Genomic DNA, 16,475 nt, shown 5'->3' with positions numbered 1-16,475 from the left:
TAATTTTCGTCTTCCTTATGCAAAACAATGCTATTATAGATGCGGCCCGGGACTATGTTATGGCCCAGTATCAGCAACATCCGCGCCCTAACCTGGTTTATCATAATCTTGTACATACACAACAGGTAGTGCAGGCTGCCGGGCAGATTGCGGCCCATTACCGTTTGCAGGACGACGAATTAGCGGCAGTGTATGTAGCTGCCTGGTTCCATGACGCCGGCTACCTGCTTGGCGAAGGCAGCGCACACGAAGAAAACGGCGCCAAAGAGGCCCTGCAGTTCTTACAGCAACAACAGGTGCCTGAAAATGTTCAGTTGATGGTAAAGGGCGCTATCCTGGCCACCAAAATGCCACAGTCGCCCCAGAACCTGGTGGAACAGATTGTTTGCGACGCCGATCTTTCCCACCTGGGCTCCAAAGAGTTTGCCGACCGTAACAAACTGCTGCGGCAGGAAATGGAGCTTACCTATCATATAGATATCCCTGGTATCAAATGGCTGACCAACAATATTAAGTTCCTGACGGATCATCATTACTGGACCGATTATGCCCAGACCCTGTTCAAACAACAGAAAGAAGATAACCTGGAAAAGCTGAAAAAGAAACTGGAGAAGAAAACAAAAGAAGCCGGTGAAGAGCATCTGGCCTCTGTTGCCGCAGCGGCAGTTACGCCAGGTACCGAAGAAGCTCCTGTTACCGCTACGGAGAAAAAGAAAAAAGATAAAAACAAAGATAAGAGCAGTAAATCGGAACGCGGTGTGGAAACCATGTTCAGGACCACCTCCACCAATCATATCAGGCTCAGTTCCATGGCCGACAGCAAAGCGCATATTATGATCTCGGTGAATTCCATTATCATATCAGTGATATTGAGCGTACTGGTAAGACGGCTGGAAGATTATCCCAATATGGTGATCCCTTCCATTATTTTCCTGTTCACCGCGGTACTCACTGTAATCTTCTCCGTGCTGGCTACCCGTCCTAATGTAACCAGCGGTACTTTTACCAAAGCAGATATTGAAAAGAAAGATGCCAACCTTTTGTTCTTTGGCAACTTTTACAAGATGCACCTGGAAGAATACCAGTGGGGGATCAGGCAGATGATGGATGATTCAGACTTCCTGTACAGCAGCATGACAAGAGACATCTACTATCTCGGCGTAGTGTTGGGTCATAAATATAAACTGCTGCGTATCTCATATAATATTTTCATGTTTGGCCTGATCATTTCTGTAGGCGCATTCCTGATTGCAGCCATTTTCTTCCCGGTAAAAGCTTAACGATCCATGGGTATTCCTTTATATAACCGCGATCTGAGCTGGTTATCCTTTAATTACCGGGTGTTGTTGATGGCGGCTAACAAACAGGTACCGCTATACGAAAGGATTAAATTCCTTTCCATCTTTTCTTCCAACCTGGACGAATTTTTCCGGGTAAGAATGCCAGCCATTCTTACTATCAACAAAGTGCTGGAGAATGATCCGGCCGCCGGCGAAAATGAGTCCATCAGCAGTGATACGCTGCAGCAGGTATTGCAGGAAATAAACCGGCAGCAGCAGGAATACGGGCAGATCTTTACCGGTAGCGTGTTACCGGATCTGCAGGCACGGGGCGTACAATTGTATTATAACCAGCCCCTTCAAGCCGCTCATCTTCCCTTTACCAAAAATTATTTCCTTACTACCATACTGGCCTACCTGCAACCGGTATGGCTCAACGGAAAACATGAAAAGCTGTTTCTTGAAAACAACCAGTTATATCTTGCAGTAACACTGGTACCGGAACACAATACCGGCATACAGGAATATGTAATTGTAAATATACCTGCCGCCCTGCCCCGTTTCCAACAGCTGCCGTCCCTGGATGGCGTTCATTACATTGCTTTTCTCGACGATATTATACGCGCCCATCTCCCCTACCTGTTCCCCGGCTATACCGTGGAAAGCTGCCATAGCGTGAAGCTTACCCGCAACGCGGAAATGGATATGGACGAAATGAAAGGCGATATCCTGGAAGAGGTGGAAACACTGATCCGCAAGCGGGAACTCGGCGTGCCTACCCGTTTCCTTTACGATGCCACTATTCCCAGGTCGCTGCTGCATTTCCTGGCTATCCAGTTTGATGTGCAGGAAGATGAACAGGTGATGGGTGGACGTTACCACAACCTGAAAGACCTGGCTAACCTGCCGGCGCCGGCGGGATTGCAGCAGGTGGATTATCCCAAAGTTATTCCGGCGGAAAACAAAGCCATTGCGGCTACCGACCGGTTACTGGACCTGGTGCTGCAACAGGATCTGCTGGTGCATTTACCCTACCAGCGCTACGATTATATCCTCCGTTTTTTTAACGAAGCAGCTGCCGATCCTGATGTAGCTGAGATATATGTAACGCTGTACCGTATCGCTTCCGGCTCGCAGATAGCGCAGGCCCTGATCAGTGCAGCGAAGAACGGGAAAAAAGTGACGGTGTTCGTAGAACTGAAAGCCCGTTTTGATGAAGCCAATAATATCCGTTGGGCAAAGAAAATGAAAGACGCCGGTGTAAAGCTCATTTACAGTATCCCTGGCATGAAAGTACATGCCAAAACAGCGCTGGTAAAGCGTAACCGCGGCTACCAATGGGATTATTGCGGCCTGATTGCCACAGGTAATTTCAACGAAAGCACCGCGCGTTTTTATACTGATCATGTACTGTTTACCGGTCATAAAGATATTACCCGGGAGATGGAACTGCTGTTCCTTTACCTGCAAAGCAGGGAACAACCGGTTGGTTACCAGTTTTTGCAGTTCCGGCATTTGCTGGTAGCGCAGTTTAATATGACAGAGCGTTTTGCCGGGCTGATAAACCGCGAAATTGTGAACGTAAAAGAGGGAAAACCAGGCAGGATCATCATCAAAATAAATAACCTGCAGGAAAGAGGAATGATCAGCAAGCTGTATGAAGCCAGCCAGGCGGGGGTACAGATAGACCTGATTGTTCGCAGCATCAACTGCCTGGTGGCAGATATCCCTGAAAGTAAGCATATCCGCATAACCCGTATCGTAGACCGGTACCTGGAACATGCGCGGGTATTCATCTTCCATAATAATAACCAGGAAGAAGTATACATGGGCTCGGCCGACTGGATGAACCGTAACCTGCACCGCAGGATAGAAGTATGTGTGCCGGTATATGATCCCGCGCTTCAGCAGCAGCTGAAAGATATTGTGCAATTACAGTTGAAAGATCCCGGCAATGCCCAGCTGGCCATCCAGGGGTATGTGCAAAATATAGTGTAAATTAGATATCCTGATCAATTGTTTTTTATGAAGAAGTTTGTTTGGACATTGTTATTAAGTATGGCCTTTGCGATTCCTGCCACACAGGCGCAAACACATGACCTGGAACATATTTACAACCCTTCCGCCGATGCGAAGGCGGACATAGCTGCTGCAGAACAAAAGGCAGCTAAAGAAAACAAGCATGTATTGCTGCAAATAGGCGGCAACTGGTGTATCTGGTGTAAAAGACTGTATCAATTTGTGGAAGATGATGCAGCGCTGAAAGCAGCACTGAACGACAATTATGTAGTATATCATCTTAACTACAGTAAAGAAAACAAGAACCTTCCTATCCTGAAGGAGCTGGGTTATCCGCAGCGTTTCGGGTTCCCGGTGCTGGTGATACTGGATGCCAAAGGCAACCGGCTGCATACGCAGAATTCCGGTTTGCTGGAATCCGCCGATTCCTACGACAGGGAAAAAGTGCTGGAGTTCCTGAAACAATGGTCACCCGCTGCGTTGCAGCCCTCCCACTACATCAACGAATAAACTCGTTATGGATAACGGCATTACCACTTTCAACACGGATGCTGTGCAATCTTTTCAAAAGTTTGCACAGCATCCGTTTAAGTTTTCGGCCTACCTGTTCTGGAAACTGCCCGCAGCGTGGCTTGCGGGCGTGCGTTTAAAATCGCTGGAAACCAATACCTGTGTAACCACTGTTCCTTTCCGCTGGTTGTCGCAAAATCCTTTCCGTTCCACGTACTTTGCCTGCCTGGCCATGGCCGCAGAGCTAAGTACCGGTTTGCCCGCCATGATGTATGTGCGAAGCGCGCCGCGTCGTGTATCCATGCTCGTTACCGGGATGGAATCTTCCTTTGTGAAGAAGGCTACCGGTATCACTATCTTTACCTGCGCAGAGCTGCCGCTGCTGAGAGCCGCCATAGAACGCGCACTGAACGATAATTCCGCAGAAACTGTTACCCTTCACAGTGAAGGCAGGGATAAAGACGGCATATTAATTGCCTCCTTTGCCATCACCTGGTCGTTTAAATGTAAATCGTAAAATGGTGAACTATGTTCGCCCTAAATTTCAGATATGAAAATTGCATTTCATGGCGCTGCGCGCACTGTTACAGGATCAAAACACCTGATCACACTTAAGAATGGCAAAAAGGTTTTATTGGATTGCGGTATGTTCCAGGGCATGGGCCATGAAACAGATTCCCTTAACAGGGAGTTCGGGTTTGACCCGCAGGAGGTAACGTACATGGTGTTATCCCACGCGCATATTGACCATTCCGGTCTTATACCGCGATTGGTGAAACTGGGCTTCAGGGGCAGCATTTTCTGCACGCCTGCTACCCGCGACCTGGCGGAAATACTGCTGCTCGATTCCGCTGAAATACAGCGCGATGATGCGAAATTCACCAATAAAAAAATGGCCAAAGAAGGACTGCCATTCATAGAGCCATTGTATACTATAGACGATGCCAAACTGGCTATTGACAGTTTGAAGCCGATGGGTTATAATACCTGGACGAATATTGATCCGGATATACAACTGATGTTTACTGATGCAGGACATATTGTAGGCGCAGCTTCCGTACACCTGCGTATCACCGAGAACGGCAAAACGGAGCAGGTATCTTTCAGCGGCGATATTGGCCGTTATAACGATGCGATCCTGAAATCGCCACAGGTATTCCCTCAGGCAGATTATATCCTGATAGAATCCACCTACGGCAGTACCCTGCATGCCGATGCCGCTCCTGCTGATGATGAGCTGCTGCGGCATATCCGGGAAACCTGCGTGGGCAAAAAAGGGAAACTGATCATTCCGGCCTTTAGCGTGGGGCGTACCCAGGAACTGTTGTATGCGCTGAACAATGCGCAGCTGGCGGGCAAGCTGCCAAAGGTAGATATATTTGTAGACAGCCCTCTTTCCACGGAAGCAACGGCGGTTACCAAAGCACATCCCGAAGTGTTTAACAGGGAAGTAGCCAATATCCTGAAAAAGGATGATGATCCATTCGATTTTCCGGGTTTACGCTATATCAAAACAGTAGATGAATCCAAAGCACTGAACTTCCGCCAGGAGCCCTGTGTGATCATTTCTGCATCAGGCATGGCCGAAGCAGGACGTGTGAAACATCATATTGCGAATAACATCGACAATGCACGTAATACCATCCTTATTGTTGGTTATTGCGAGCCGCAGTCGCTGGGTGGTAAACTGATGCGCGGCGCGAAAGAGGTATCTATTTACGGCACCCGCTTTCATGTAAATGCGGAGGTGGGCGTGATCCGTTCTATGAGTGCGCATGGCGACTATGAAGATCTGAGCCAGTGGCTGGCCTGCCAGAATCCGAAAGGGGTGAAAAAACTTTTCCTGGTACATGGCGAATACGATGTGCAGCAGATCTTTAAAGCATGGCTGTTTAAAAAGGGTTTCCTGGATATTGAGATCCCGGACCGTCATTATGAAGTAGGCCTTGCATAAAAAATACTCCTGCAAAAGGAAAGACCGGCAGCGGTTTTTCCTTTTGCTATTCTTCTACAAACGGGAACCATAAGTTCACCCTTGTTCCCAGTGCTTTTCCTTCCTCATCTACCAGGTCTTCAATATCGAAGCTGGCATCTACATTAAAACGGCTATTGTACAACGAAAGACGGTCGCGGGTAATTTGCAGTCCGCGGGACTGGTGACGGGGTTTATTCACCCTTTTCATAGCCGCTGATTTTTCCCTGCCGATACCGTTATCTTCAATCGTGCACAGGATGCGGTCATCTACTTTTTTAAAGGTAATGGTTACTTTCCCTTTTCCTTTATCATGCAGCAACCCGTGCCAGATAGCGTTTTCCACGAAGGGTTGAATCACCATGGTGGGCACATCTACCATATGCGCATCGAGGGAAGGATCAACGATTATCTCGTATTCAAATTCATCAGTAAAGCGGAGCTTTTCCAGTTCCATATAGTTTTCCAACACACCGATTTCCTGTGCTACTGTAATGTTATTAAGCTGCGAATTATCGAGCACATTACGGATCAGTTTTGCAAAGCGGCTCAGGTAGGCCAGGGCCTGTTCCGTTTCGCTTTTCATCATGAAGGTTTGTATAGAGTTCAGCGCATTGAAAATAAAATGCGGGTTCATTTGAGCGCGCAGTGCTTTCATTTCCAGCTGGGCAATTTGTTGTTGTATTGCCTCGCGTTGTTTTGCTTCTTTTTTAATACCGGCAATACGGAGGCGGTAATAGAGGTATACCAGCGAGCCCGCCAGCAGCAGGCACAACAGCCGGAACCAGGTAGTTTGCCAGAAGGCCGGTTTAATAAAGATCTTCAGTGTGCTGATATGTTGTGAAAAGGTACCGGCAGTGTTTACAGCCCGTACGCGGAATGTATAATTTCCCGGAGGCAGGTTGGTATATTTTGCCATCAGGATATTATCTGTAAGCACCCAGTTCTCGTCTACTCCTTCCAGCTGGTAATAGTAGCGGATTCTTTCATCGTGGTATTGGAGGCTTTTGAATTCGATGCCTATAAAATTCTGTTTGTGGCTGAGGGTAACCGGCGTACTGTCGCGCAGGGCCGATTGGATCAGGATAATACTATCGAGCGCTTTCAGGTTCAGGATGGTTACATCCGGCGGTGGCGGTGCAGCATTCAGGCTGGCCGGATCGAAAGCAACAATATGATCGGAGGCGCCTACCAGCAGATTCCCATCTGCCAGCTTCACAATACGGCGTCTCACCTTGCGGGTATTATCAATAATATCGTCGCCCTGGATAAAGGTTTCCAGCCGGTTATCGGCCACGTGATAGCGATAAAATCCGTATTGTGTGGTGAACCATATCCTGCCGGGCCCGTCTTCCTCCATACTCAGTACCCATTGATCAAACAATTCGGTATTGGTGAGGAGCGGCTTATAGGTATGCCGCCGGGTGTTGTAGATCCACAACCCATGATCGGTGCCTGCCAGCAAAGTGGTGTCATTAAAGCGGTGCAGACTGGTGATATTGCTGTATATCTTTGTGTTCCATTCAAAGGTTTGCCGGTGCACTATACGCCGGGAACGGATGTTAAACTGAATAAGGCCTGCACTGCTGGAACCGAGCCACAGCAGGGAATCTCCATCTGGCACAATATCCATTACCGAAACGGGACGTTTTAAGGAATCCACTATTTCATGATAATGTTGAAAAGTATTTTCCTGTGGATTCCAGCTGGCAAGCCCTCTTTTATATAAACCTATCCAAACAGTAGTATTGTTTTGCGGATGCAGGTTAAGTATTGTTTGTTCATAGAGAACCGGAGATGTAAGATGTTTGATAAATTTCCCGGTTGTAGGATTAAATACGGAGATATAGGCGTTTTCCTGTCCGACGAGGACATCTCCATTTTCCAGTTCCGCGAAAGTCCATACCAGTCCACGTTCTTCGGGGAGAGTATATGCCGGGTCTCCATTATCGTGCACATAATTCCGGACCAGTTCCAGGTTTTTGTTTAAGCGGCTGAAGCCTTTTCCCCAGTAGCCCACATACACATCGCCACGGGATGACTGGAAGATGCCTGTTACTTCCATTGCGAGCAGGTGCTGGGAAGTATTGGGAAAAACGGTTCTGTTATCGAGGAGGCGGAATGTTTTGTTATGGAGGCTGATGATATTCACGCCCCGGTCCGTACCTATCCAGAGGTGGCCTTCCCGGTCGCTCAGGAAGCAATTGGCTTCGTAGTTGTAGTGAAATCCTTTTTCGTCGGTATTGTTAGCGATGATGTTCAGATCAAAGGTTTTCAGAGCGCGGTTAAAACGTAGTATTCCACCTTTTTCGGTGGCTATCCAGAGGTTTTTATCGCTGTCGGTAACCAGGTCGAAGATGGCATCATAATCTTCATCTTTGTCCTTTCCACCGGGCGGTTCAAAGGTATAGTGAGTGAGTTGCCGGGATGCCGGATCATAATTGTACAGGATACCGTGGCGGCCAGCCATCCATACCTGGTGATAAGTGTCTGTAAATATTTTCCTGAAGGTGTTATCGATGTTGAGCACCGGTAGTTGTTGCGGGTTATTGGCGGAGCTGTACAAGTTTTCCCGTTGGCGGTCCAGTATATATACACCGTGTTTACCGCTGATCCACAGGTTTCCGCTTTCATCTTCCATGATGGCATCCATCATCTGGATGCGGTCTTTTTCCGGGATAACGTCTGCTTTCCGGAAGTTAAAGTCTTTTTCGCTGAATTGCAGGAGCCCGTCGTGGGTAGTTGCCCAGATAACGCCGTTGTGGTCTTCCAGGATCTGGCTGCATTGGAGCCCTTCCGGGCGTACATCGCGGCCGGCCACCAGGAGGGATTTTACCCTATCTGTTACGGGGTCGTAGACGCGGATATTATCCGGGGTGCCCATCCAGATACGGCCTTTTTTATCTTCACACAGGCAGATATCATCGTAATAAATGGAACCGGGTACCCTGTCGAAACTGGCCACCGTTACGAGGTTGGCGCCATCATAGCGTTGCAGGGCGGTACTGGCGATCCATATAAATCCTTTCCTGTCTTGCAAAATGGCCGATACGTGGTTACTGGCCAGGCCGTTGTTGATATCGAGATGCGAGAAATTATAGGTAGGTGTTTCCCTTTTCTGGGCGGTGGCCGTGATAAGGGATAATAATATCCACAGCAGGTAAAAACTATACCTGGCTACAGTTTGCCATCGTTGGGCGTGCGCCTTTATATGACCATTAATCATTTCAGATTCAGGGAAAGTAGTGCTGTCGGATAAATGTACTAAATGTTGTTGTGAATTTGTTGCAGGAGGGATGATAAATGGAGGAAAATGGGGAAAAGACTTCGGGGAGGGAGGCGAAGAGAATAAGATGAAGGGCGGCGGCCATTTAAGTGAAGCTCAGCGGGCCTTCATTTTTTTTGACACATCCTGTTATTGTATAACTATATGGCATCAGGATTGTATTGAAACGGAACAGGCTTATGAAGATGCAGTAACGGATCAATACGTTAAAGAGCCCATAATTGTCACATAAACAATTGTCATCAGGATTCTTTTTATGATGGCAGCAGCTTTGTCAAACTAAATCTGCAATTGGTATGTCAAGACAAATCTATAACAGGACCATTAAGGTGGATGGAATTGATCTATTCTACCGGGAGGCGGGAGATAAAAAGAACCCCGCCCTGCTGCTTTTACATGGTTTTCCGACTTCATCGGTAGTTTTCAAAAACCTGATGATTGCGATGTCCGATCAGTATCATCTTGTTGCTCCGGATTACCCGGGTTTTGGCTTTAGTCAATTTCCCGTACCAGATGATTTTGAGTATACATTTGGGAACATATCGGTGTTGATAAACAAATTAACCGAAGCAATAAATTTAAACAAGTTCTTTATTTATCTCCATGATTACGGTGCACCGATCGGGCTTCAATTATGCATAAATCATCCTGAAAAGATTGCAGGGATAATTGTTCAGAGCGGCAATGCACATCGTGAAGGGATGGGGCCGGAATGGGACGAGTATATTGAATACTGGTATAACCCTACAGCCGAAAAAAAGAAGAAGCTTATTAAATTTTTAAGCGCCGAAGGTATAAAAAATCAATACTTCGGTGGGCTTCCCGAAGAGGTATTATCCAGGGTGAGCCCGGAATTCTGGATGCTTGACTGGGAGTTTCTGAGGAGACCAGGTAATATTGAAAAGCAGTTTGAGCTTAACTGTGATTTCAAAACTCACCTGGAAATGTTTCCTGCTTACCAGGAGTTTTTCCGTAAGCACCAGCCACCGGCGCTTGTTATGTGGGGAAAATATGATATATTTTTTTCAGTGAAGGAAGTTCCTTGTTATAAGCGCGACCTGCCCGGGGCGCAAATCCATGTTTTAGAGGGTGGGCACGATATACTGGATACTCATTTCGATGAGGTACTGACGCTGATAAAAAACTTTGTAAAGGAACAGGGAATCTAAGACATTGCTATGGATCAAGTTGAAAAGTTGGGGGATGTCCATAAATTTTAAGCATAGAGTTTAGTTAATCTATAGAGAAAGAATTCTACATCCCGCACCCCTCGTAGTGCATTTCTAAAGGACTTTACTTTTGCATTGAATGATTCTGCCGCCGCATTGGTGGCTCTGTTGTTGAAGAAGTTGAGGATACCCAGATAATGAGTTCTGATAGTCCTGGCAACGGTCTTGAAGGATAAAATCCCCGCTTCCTCCACGTCATTATACCACAAAGCCAGCTTCTTAAATGCTTCTTCTTTACACTTACAATGTCTGTAAACCTCACCGAGTCGCAGGGATAGCTGGTAGGATTTATGAATAAGGGGGTAATGACTAAATAAAAGTTCCGCTCTCTGCTGCTGCTCTCTGGTCCATAGTCTGGGATGCTTAAATAGCAAGTATCGGCTTCTGGCCAGCAGCTGTTTAGCTGTATCGCCGTTAGCGAGCCTGACTGGCTCATACTTCATTGCGGCTCGTTTTGCCTGCTCGTATTCCAGATTCTCCTGTTCCAGGGCTTCCCAGCGATGCTTTATTCTGATTTCCTGTACCGCATCAAAAGCCAGGTGTTGCACATGGAAGCGATCTATCACCCGATGGGCGTTAGGGAAACAGGCTTTAACAGCGCTATTAAGGCTACCAGACATATCGATGGTAACTTCCTGTACCATCCTACGCAGGCGCTTAGGGATTTTAAACAGTATTTCTTTCAGAAATTCAGACTGAGTGCCCTTGATCATAGCCACTATTGAGCCTTTGCGCCCTTTGGCCAGCTTATTAGTGACAATTGTATACAGTTCTCCACTGGAAAAGGCTGTCTCGTCTATACTTAAAGCGGCACCAATGTTTTGTTCAAAAAGCATCCATTCAGTAGCATGTTCTTTCTGCTCCCAACTGGAAAAATCACTTAAATGATGTTTGTATTGTTGCCCGAGTTGTTTACCGTCAACATTGTAAAGATGGCCAAGTTGAACGGGGCTGATGGGGTGATTATCTAAGTAGTCCTTTTAAAAAATAACCGAATTCCAATGTCATTCGCGTTCCTTTTTTCACTATTTCCCAATCTCTTGTTACTGTTTCTCCGGTGGCTACAACCTCCCACCGACGCCGCTTTACATATAAAGTAACCTTCTTTCTGCGGATAGGAAAATCCTGAACAGCAACGGGAGGAAGAAAGTCTTTGGCGTGAAGTTTTTTATGCTGATGCTCAGCTGGAACAATATTCTTTTCTTCTAAATAAATACTTATTTCAGTCTCACTTTGACAAGCATCAGTTATCTCGAAATAATATAAAATCCCTTCTGGTAGCAGGGCCTCGATCAGAAGGCTAAAATTCTTATCCACGGCTATTAATCTTAATTGGGCGCAAAAAAACTATTTTTTATCCTATCCCCCAACTTTTCAACTTGATCCATTGCTATTCCCGGAAATGACACAATAAAAAAAGCCTGCAAACTGCAGGCTTTTTGTACCGTGCTCGGGACATGGTTTGAACACTTGGGCAATTTATTCGATCATTTAGAGCCAATTTTGAAAGATAATAAAGTGTTGAAAAACAAGAGTATAAAATTATGAATTGGATTTTTGAAAATCTCCTAAGGGCTAAATTTCGAAAAACCACTTCTGCAGTTTGGCAAAACCTCTGAAACAAGTATGCCTGAATACTCAAAAATGACAAGACTGCTCGGATTTTCTTTGAACACTTTTTTGTTTGCACAATGTGGAAATGTCATTTATTTTTTCAGCAACGGTCAGAAACTAAAAAAAGGATTTATTAGAGCAAAGACAACAGCAATACAAGCAATTTAGAAATGTGCTAATAGCAGAGTTGACCGAAAAGTTGGGCTTTGCGTTATTTGCCCGATGAGCTAATTACATATGACCTTTGTTGTTTGGCAGCCAAAAATGGTGCCATCTTGGAAATTCCGACACGCCTGACCAGGTGATTCCGCAATTAGTTGACCATGACTGCAGTTGATATTCAATGCATTTCCTGATCAATGACTGTCGGAATGACATGATCTAGGTTTCCGGAGTATGAAGTGTATACGCCCTGTCAGCTGAAACAAACATGCCCCCGAGAGTTAATATTATCATAAATAATGTTTTTGTAGTGCATTTAAAATGCGTGCCGATATATCTTTAATTGAAAATTTACTAATTTTTAAATATTCATATTCTTAAACAATATCTCTCTACCTTTTTTGTACAAACGCTGAACAACCGTCCCATGGCGATAGACAGGGAAGGAAAATCTTAAATCTTAATATATATGCAACAAAACAAGAAGCTTTCTCTGGAAGAGCTGAAAGCAAAAGCCGCAACCACAAACATCCTTCAGAATGTTGAAGCCATTAAAGGCGGCGTAGCCGCAGATTGCCACGTTGGCAACAATGGTTAATCTTTAACCGATGAACAGAAACACGTTTGTGTTTTCTGGAAATCATACATTTTCAAGGTGGGAAGCTGACAGTTGCTGTCAGCTTCTTTCCTTAGCACCCTATAAATAAGCCTTGTTTATTGACATCATCATAGACCAGAAAACCTATAACTTTTAACATGTTAGCTTTTACCATTGAACCGCAAATTATCGAAAACGGTCTTAACGAGCTTTCAGAATGGATGAAGCTACACCTGCTTCAGGTAAATCCGGATATTTTTGACCGCCTGGATTTCGATAATGAGTCAACGTTCCTGGAGCCCGCACTCATTTTTCATTTTCTGGTCGGACAGCAAGCGGGTAACGCGTCACCGCTCGAGCAAATCCTCTGGGGGTATCGGCCAGACGAGTATAAAGATTCGGGTGTTAAAGTATTTGCCGACCAGTTCGGAACAATCAACCTGCCCAATTATGGTTGTTATAAATACCATCCACATCAGCACCTCACGCTTCACTGGGACAATCAGGCAAAAGTACCTTATTTCAAAAGCGATGCAGAAATTGTAAGTCTTGAAAAAATGGAAGATCGCTACCTGTCCGGTACGTCAATAAAATTATGCAACCATGTTCCTGAATTACTGACTAAGAGTTTTGGTACGCCTTTCTTGGAAGCAGTTGCAGAAACCACGGCAACCTTTCAAAAGAGCTGTGAGGAAGGGTTAGATATCATAAAGCAAATGGTGCCTGATCTGTATCACGCCATGTCTATGACTTGTCGGGAGGTTACTCTATTCAACAGTGAACACCAGGTATCGATGGCTGCGCTGGACTACTACGGAACCGCATTCCTGAATATCGAAAACCAGGATCACGACGAAGTTTTTTTTGTAGATGACCTTGCTCATCAATGCGGCCATCTTGTCTTTTATGCATTGACCCTACATCCCGAGAACTTTTTAAGGGTCTCCCGGGATACGCCACTGAAGGACTTCAGTGGTGTGGAATGGGAAGGCAGAAAAGTATATGGCATTTTTCATGGCCTCTTTACATACACCTGCATATTGTCCTGCCTGGACCGGTGTCTGGAACATGCTCTTTTTAGCGGAAAACAATACCGGGAAGCACTGGGGAGACTAGGGTTCTATATGAATAAGTTCCGGTGCGACCTTGGTTATATAAATGACCGGAGAATACTTTCCGCTGCTGGCTTTGCGTATTTTGATCAGTTTAAGGAGGGATACGACCGGCTGTACTGGAAATACAGGCACCTTCTTCACGAACTGGATTATAGCAACCAACCGTATATATTCAAGTTCGACAGATTTTCTGCGCTAAACACAAATCTTCAGCCAGTATAAAAAGCCGATAATAAGCCTGCAACGATATACTGCTGCTGGGGCTTCCAAAACCTGCTGATCTTTCCTTTATGGAAACAGACAGCGAACGATACAAAAGTGAACGACAAGTACCCAATAACATGAAATCAAAAAAACAAACCAACCCTTAAGTAAAACGTATTGTGCCTAAAAAATTTCAATTTTACAAACAACTGGATACGCATGACTGTGGACCGACCTGTCTGAGGATGATTGCAAAACATTATGGGAAAGCGATTACCCGGGAAGCACTCCGGGAAAAGACACATATTGGCAGGGATGGGGCTACTTTTGGCGGACTTGCAGATGCCGCAGAGGCAATCGGCATGCAAAGCCTGGCCTTGTCTGCAGACTTCGAGATGTTATCTAATGATATTCCTTTACCCTGCATTGCTTTCTGGAGGCAACGTCATTTTATTGTTATAGTCGAGATCCGGAAGGATAAGATCGAGGTTGCGGATCCTGGCTTCGGTCTTATTACCTATACGCACCAGGAGTTCCTGAACGGATGGCTGCCCAATAAGGATCGGGAAGGCGCTGTATTGGTACTGGAGCCTTTGCCAGGTTATGAAGACGATCATAGTTTAGCAGAACGGAGTGATAAAAAAAGAGAATTTACGGGCACATTGCTTGCTTATGTTAAGCCGCATCGCAGATTGTTGTTTCAGTTGTTTGCAGGATTACTTTTAGGTACGGCGATCCAGCTTGTATTTCCATTCCTTACGCAACTTATCGTGGATAAGGGGATCAACTATAACGACATCAACGTTATCAACCTCATCCTGGTAGCGCAGCTTGTATTGTTTATAGCAAGATATTCCGTAGAGGTGATCCGAGCCAGGATACTACTTTTCATTACAGGAAGAATGAACCTGAAGTTACTTTCCAACTTCCTGATGAAAGTAATGCGGCTAAAGATCAGTTTCTTTGAATCTAAGAATATCGGCGACCTGTTACAGCGGATACAGGATAATAATAGAATCCAGAATTTCCTGTCTTCTACGACAATATCTATTCTTTTCTCGTTAATCAATATCGTCATCTATGGTATTGTTCTTTGCATATACAATGTTTATATCTTTCTTGTATTTCTGCTGGCTTCAATATTGAATGTGCTTTGGATCCGGCTATTCATGAAGAAAAGGGCGATATTGGATTACAAGCGCTTCGACCAGTCTTCCTATAACTCCACGACAATTATTCAGATGCTGAACGGTATGCAGGAGATAAAGCTAAATGGATCGGAGAAAAGAAGAAGGTGGGAATGGGAGGCTATCCAGGCCCGGCTTTTCAGACTATCGGAAAAAAGCCTGTCCCTTTCCCAGGCACAGGATGTCGGAAGTAGTTTCATTATCCAGCTTATGAATATTATTATCACGTTTATTGCAGCAAAAGCTGTACTGAACGGCGATATTTCCCTTGGCGCCTTATTGTCAGTACAGTTCATGGTAGGACAGCTGAATGCCCCAATCTCCGGTTTGATTGGCTTTATCCAATCCTGGCAGGATTCTAAGCTTAGCTTTGAACGACTCGACGAAATTTTCACCATGCCCGATGAAGAGCATAATTCAGAAATTGTAATAAAGGACCGTCTGCCTGAAAACAAAACGATATCCTTTCATGCTGTCGGCTTCCAGTATGGGAGTTCAAGTTCACCTTGGGTATTGCGCGATATCAATATGACGGTGCCTAATCAAAAAGTAACGGCGATCGTAGGCGCCAGCGGAAGTGGTAAGACCACACTGTTGAAAATGCTTCTCAAATTCTTTGATCCAACAACCGGCAATATACAGCTTGGAGAAAACGATCTGCGCAAATACGGGAATAAACTGCTCCGCAGTTATTGCGGCGTGGTCATGCAGGACGGATTTCTTTTTGCCGATACTATCGCTAAAAATATTTCCGAATCAGACTCTGAAGCCGACATAGATTATGGACGTATGAAAAATGCCGCCAGAATCGCCAATATTCTTGAATTGATTGATGGCCTGCCCCTTGGATTCAATACAAAGATCGGGCGAAGCGGTATGTCGTTGAGCGGTGGCCAGGTACAGCGTATCCTGATCGCAAGGGCTGTATATAAGGATCCCGATTACATTTTCTTTGATGAAGCGACCAGCGCTTTGGATGCCAATAATGAAAAAGTAATCATCGACAATTTGCAGCAGTTCTTCCAGGGCAAGACCGTTGTTGTCGTTGCCCACAGGCTCAGTACCGTAAAAAATGCAGACAACATTATTGTGCTGGAAAACGGCGTAATTGTTGAGCAGGGTCAGCACAGTGACCTCATAAGGCAGAAAGGGTATTATTTTAATCTCGTTAAAAACCAACTGGAATTGGGCAACTAATATACTATGCCAGAACTGGAACCTATTGAAGCACCCGAAAGTCAAAGTCCTGATTTTTCCACTGCGATTAATGACATCGTATCCAATAGACCGGATTTCATT

12 protein-coding genes are annotated in these 16,475 nt (G+C 45.4%); 9 read left to right on the top strand and 3 right to left on the bottom strand.

Going from position 1 to position 16,475, the window contains the following annotated elements:
- Positions 1-17 precede the first annotated feature (17 nt).
- From FN124_RS15855 to FN124_RS15835, 5 genes are read left to right on the top strand one after another with little or no spacing between them, the layout of a single operon-like run.
- Positions 18-1,280 (top strand): Pycsar system effector family protein, encoded by a 1,263-nt coding sequence (locus tag FN124_RS15855; protein WP_142685790.1) that lies wholly within the window; start codon positions 18-20, stop codon positions 1,278-1,280.
- Positions 1,281-1,286: 6 nt separating this feature from the next.
- The gene (gene ppk1, locus FN124_RS15850) at positions 1,287-3,278 is read left to right on the top strand and encodes a polyphosphate kinase 1 (RefSeq protein ID WP_142685789.1); all 1,992 of its coding nucleotides are present in this window, start codon (positions 1,287-1,289) and stop codon (positions 3,276-3,278) included.
- 27 nt (positions 3,279-3,305) lie between these two features.
- Positions 3,306-3,809: a thioredoxin family protein gene (locus tag FN124_RS15845; RefSeq protein ID WP_142685788.1), complete on the top strand. Its 504-nt coding sequence runs from the start codon at positions 3,306-3,308 to the stop codon at positions 3,807-3,809.
- 7 nt (positions 3,810-3,816) lie between these two features.
- Positions 3,817-4,326, top strand: coding sequence for a DUF4442 domain-containing protein (locus tag FN124_RS15840; RefSeq protein WP_142685787.1), 510 nt, complete (start codon positions 3,817-3,819; stop codon positions 4,324-4,326).
- Positions 4,327-4,359: 33 nt separating this feature from the next.
- Positions 4,360-5,763, top strand: coding sequence for an MBL fold metallo-hydrolase RNA specificity domain-containing protein (locus tag FN124_RS15835; RefSeq protein WP_142685786.1), 1,404 nt, complete (start codon positions 4,360-4,362; stop codon positions 5,761-5,763).
- Between the two features lie 46 nt (positions 5,764-5,809).
- Here FN124_RS15835 and FN124_RS15830 read toward each other — a convergent pair whose 3' ends face one another.
- Positions 5,810-9,007 carry a sensor histidine kinase gene (locus tag FN124_RS15830; protein WP_142685785.1) on the bottom strand — a complete coding sequence of 1,066 codons (3,198 nt, stop codon included), beginning with the start codon at positions 9,005-9,007 and terminating at the stop codon, positions 5,810-5,812.
- 389 nt (positions 9,008-9,396) lie between these two features.
- On the opposite strand from FN124_RS15830, the gene FN124_RS15825 reads away from it, so the two are divergent.
- Positions 9,397-10,236: an alpha/beta fold hydrolase gene (locus FN124_RS15825; protein WP_185937231.1), complete on the top strand. Its 840-nt coding sequence runs from the start codon at positions 9,397-9,399 to the stop codon at positions 10,234-10,236.
- A 47-nt stretch (positions 10,237-10,283) separates the two neighbouring features.
- Here FN124_RS15825 and FN124_RS15820 read toward each other — a convergent pair whose 3' ends face one another.
- Together FN124_RS15820 and FN124_RS15815 are read right to left on the bottom strand one after the other, a co-directional pair.
- The gene (locus FN124_RS15820) at positions 10,284-11,252 is read right to left on the bottom strand and encodes an ISAon1 family transposase (protein ID WP_142685727.1); all 969 of its coding nucleotides are present in this window, start codon (positions 11,250-11,252) and stop codon (positions 10,284-10,286) included.
- A 7-nt stretch (positions 11,253-11,259) separates the two neighbouring features.
- Entirely contained in the window at positions 11,260-11,613 is a 354-nt protein-coding gene (locus tag FN124_RS15815) for an ISAon1 family transposase N-terminal region protein (protein WP_260607324.1), read from the bottom strand.
- A 928-nt stretch (positions 11,614-12,541) separates the two neighbouring features.
- Here FN124_RS15815 and FN124_RS31455 point away from each other — a divergent pair.
- The 3 genes from FN124_RS31455 to FN124_RS15805 all read left to right on the top strand — a co-directional run bounded on the left by FN124_RS31455 (position 12,542) and on the right by FN124_RS15805 (position 16,373).
- Positions 12,542-12,670 (top strand): hypothetical protein, encoded by a 129-nt coding sequence (locus FN124_RS31455; RefSeq protein ID WP_260607469.1) that lies wholly within the window; start codon positions 12,542-12,544, stop codon positions 12,668-12,670.
- Positions 12,671-12,828: 158 nt separating this feature from the next.
- Positions 12,829-14,007 carry a hypothetical protein gene (locus FN124_RS15810; RefSeq protein ID WP_142685783.1) on the top strand — a complete coding sequence of 393 codons (1,179 nt, stop codon included), beginning with the start codon at positions 12,829-12,831 and terminating at the stop codon, positions 14,005-14,007.
- 161 nt (positions 14,008-14,168) lie between these two features.
- Complete coding sequence (locus tag FN124_RS15805; RefSeq protein WP_142685782.1) at positions 14,169-16,373, top strand: peptidase domain-containing ABC transporter; 2,205 nt, start codon at positions 14,169-14,171, stop codon at positions 16,371-16,373.
- Positions 16,374-16,475 lie beyond the last annotated feature (102 nt).

Source organism: Chitinophaga polysaccharea (assembly GCF_902150045.1).
In the GTDB taxonomy this organism is placed as follows: domain Bacteria; phylum Bacteroidota; class Bacteroidia; order Chitinophagales; family Chitinophagaceae; genus Chitinophaga; species Chitinophaga polysaccharea_A.
The sequence above is the reverse complement of the archived record's forward strand: the minus strand, read 5'-3'. Positions and strand labels throughout refer to the sequence as shown.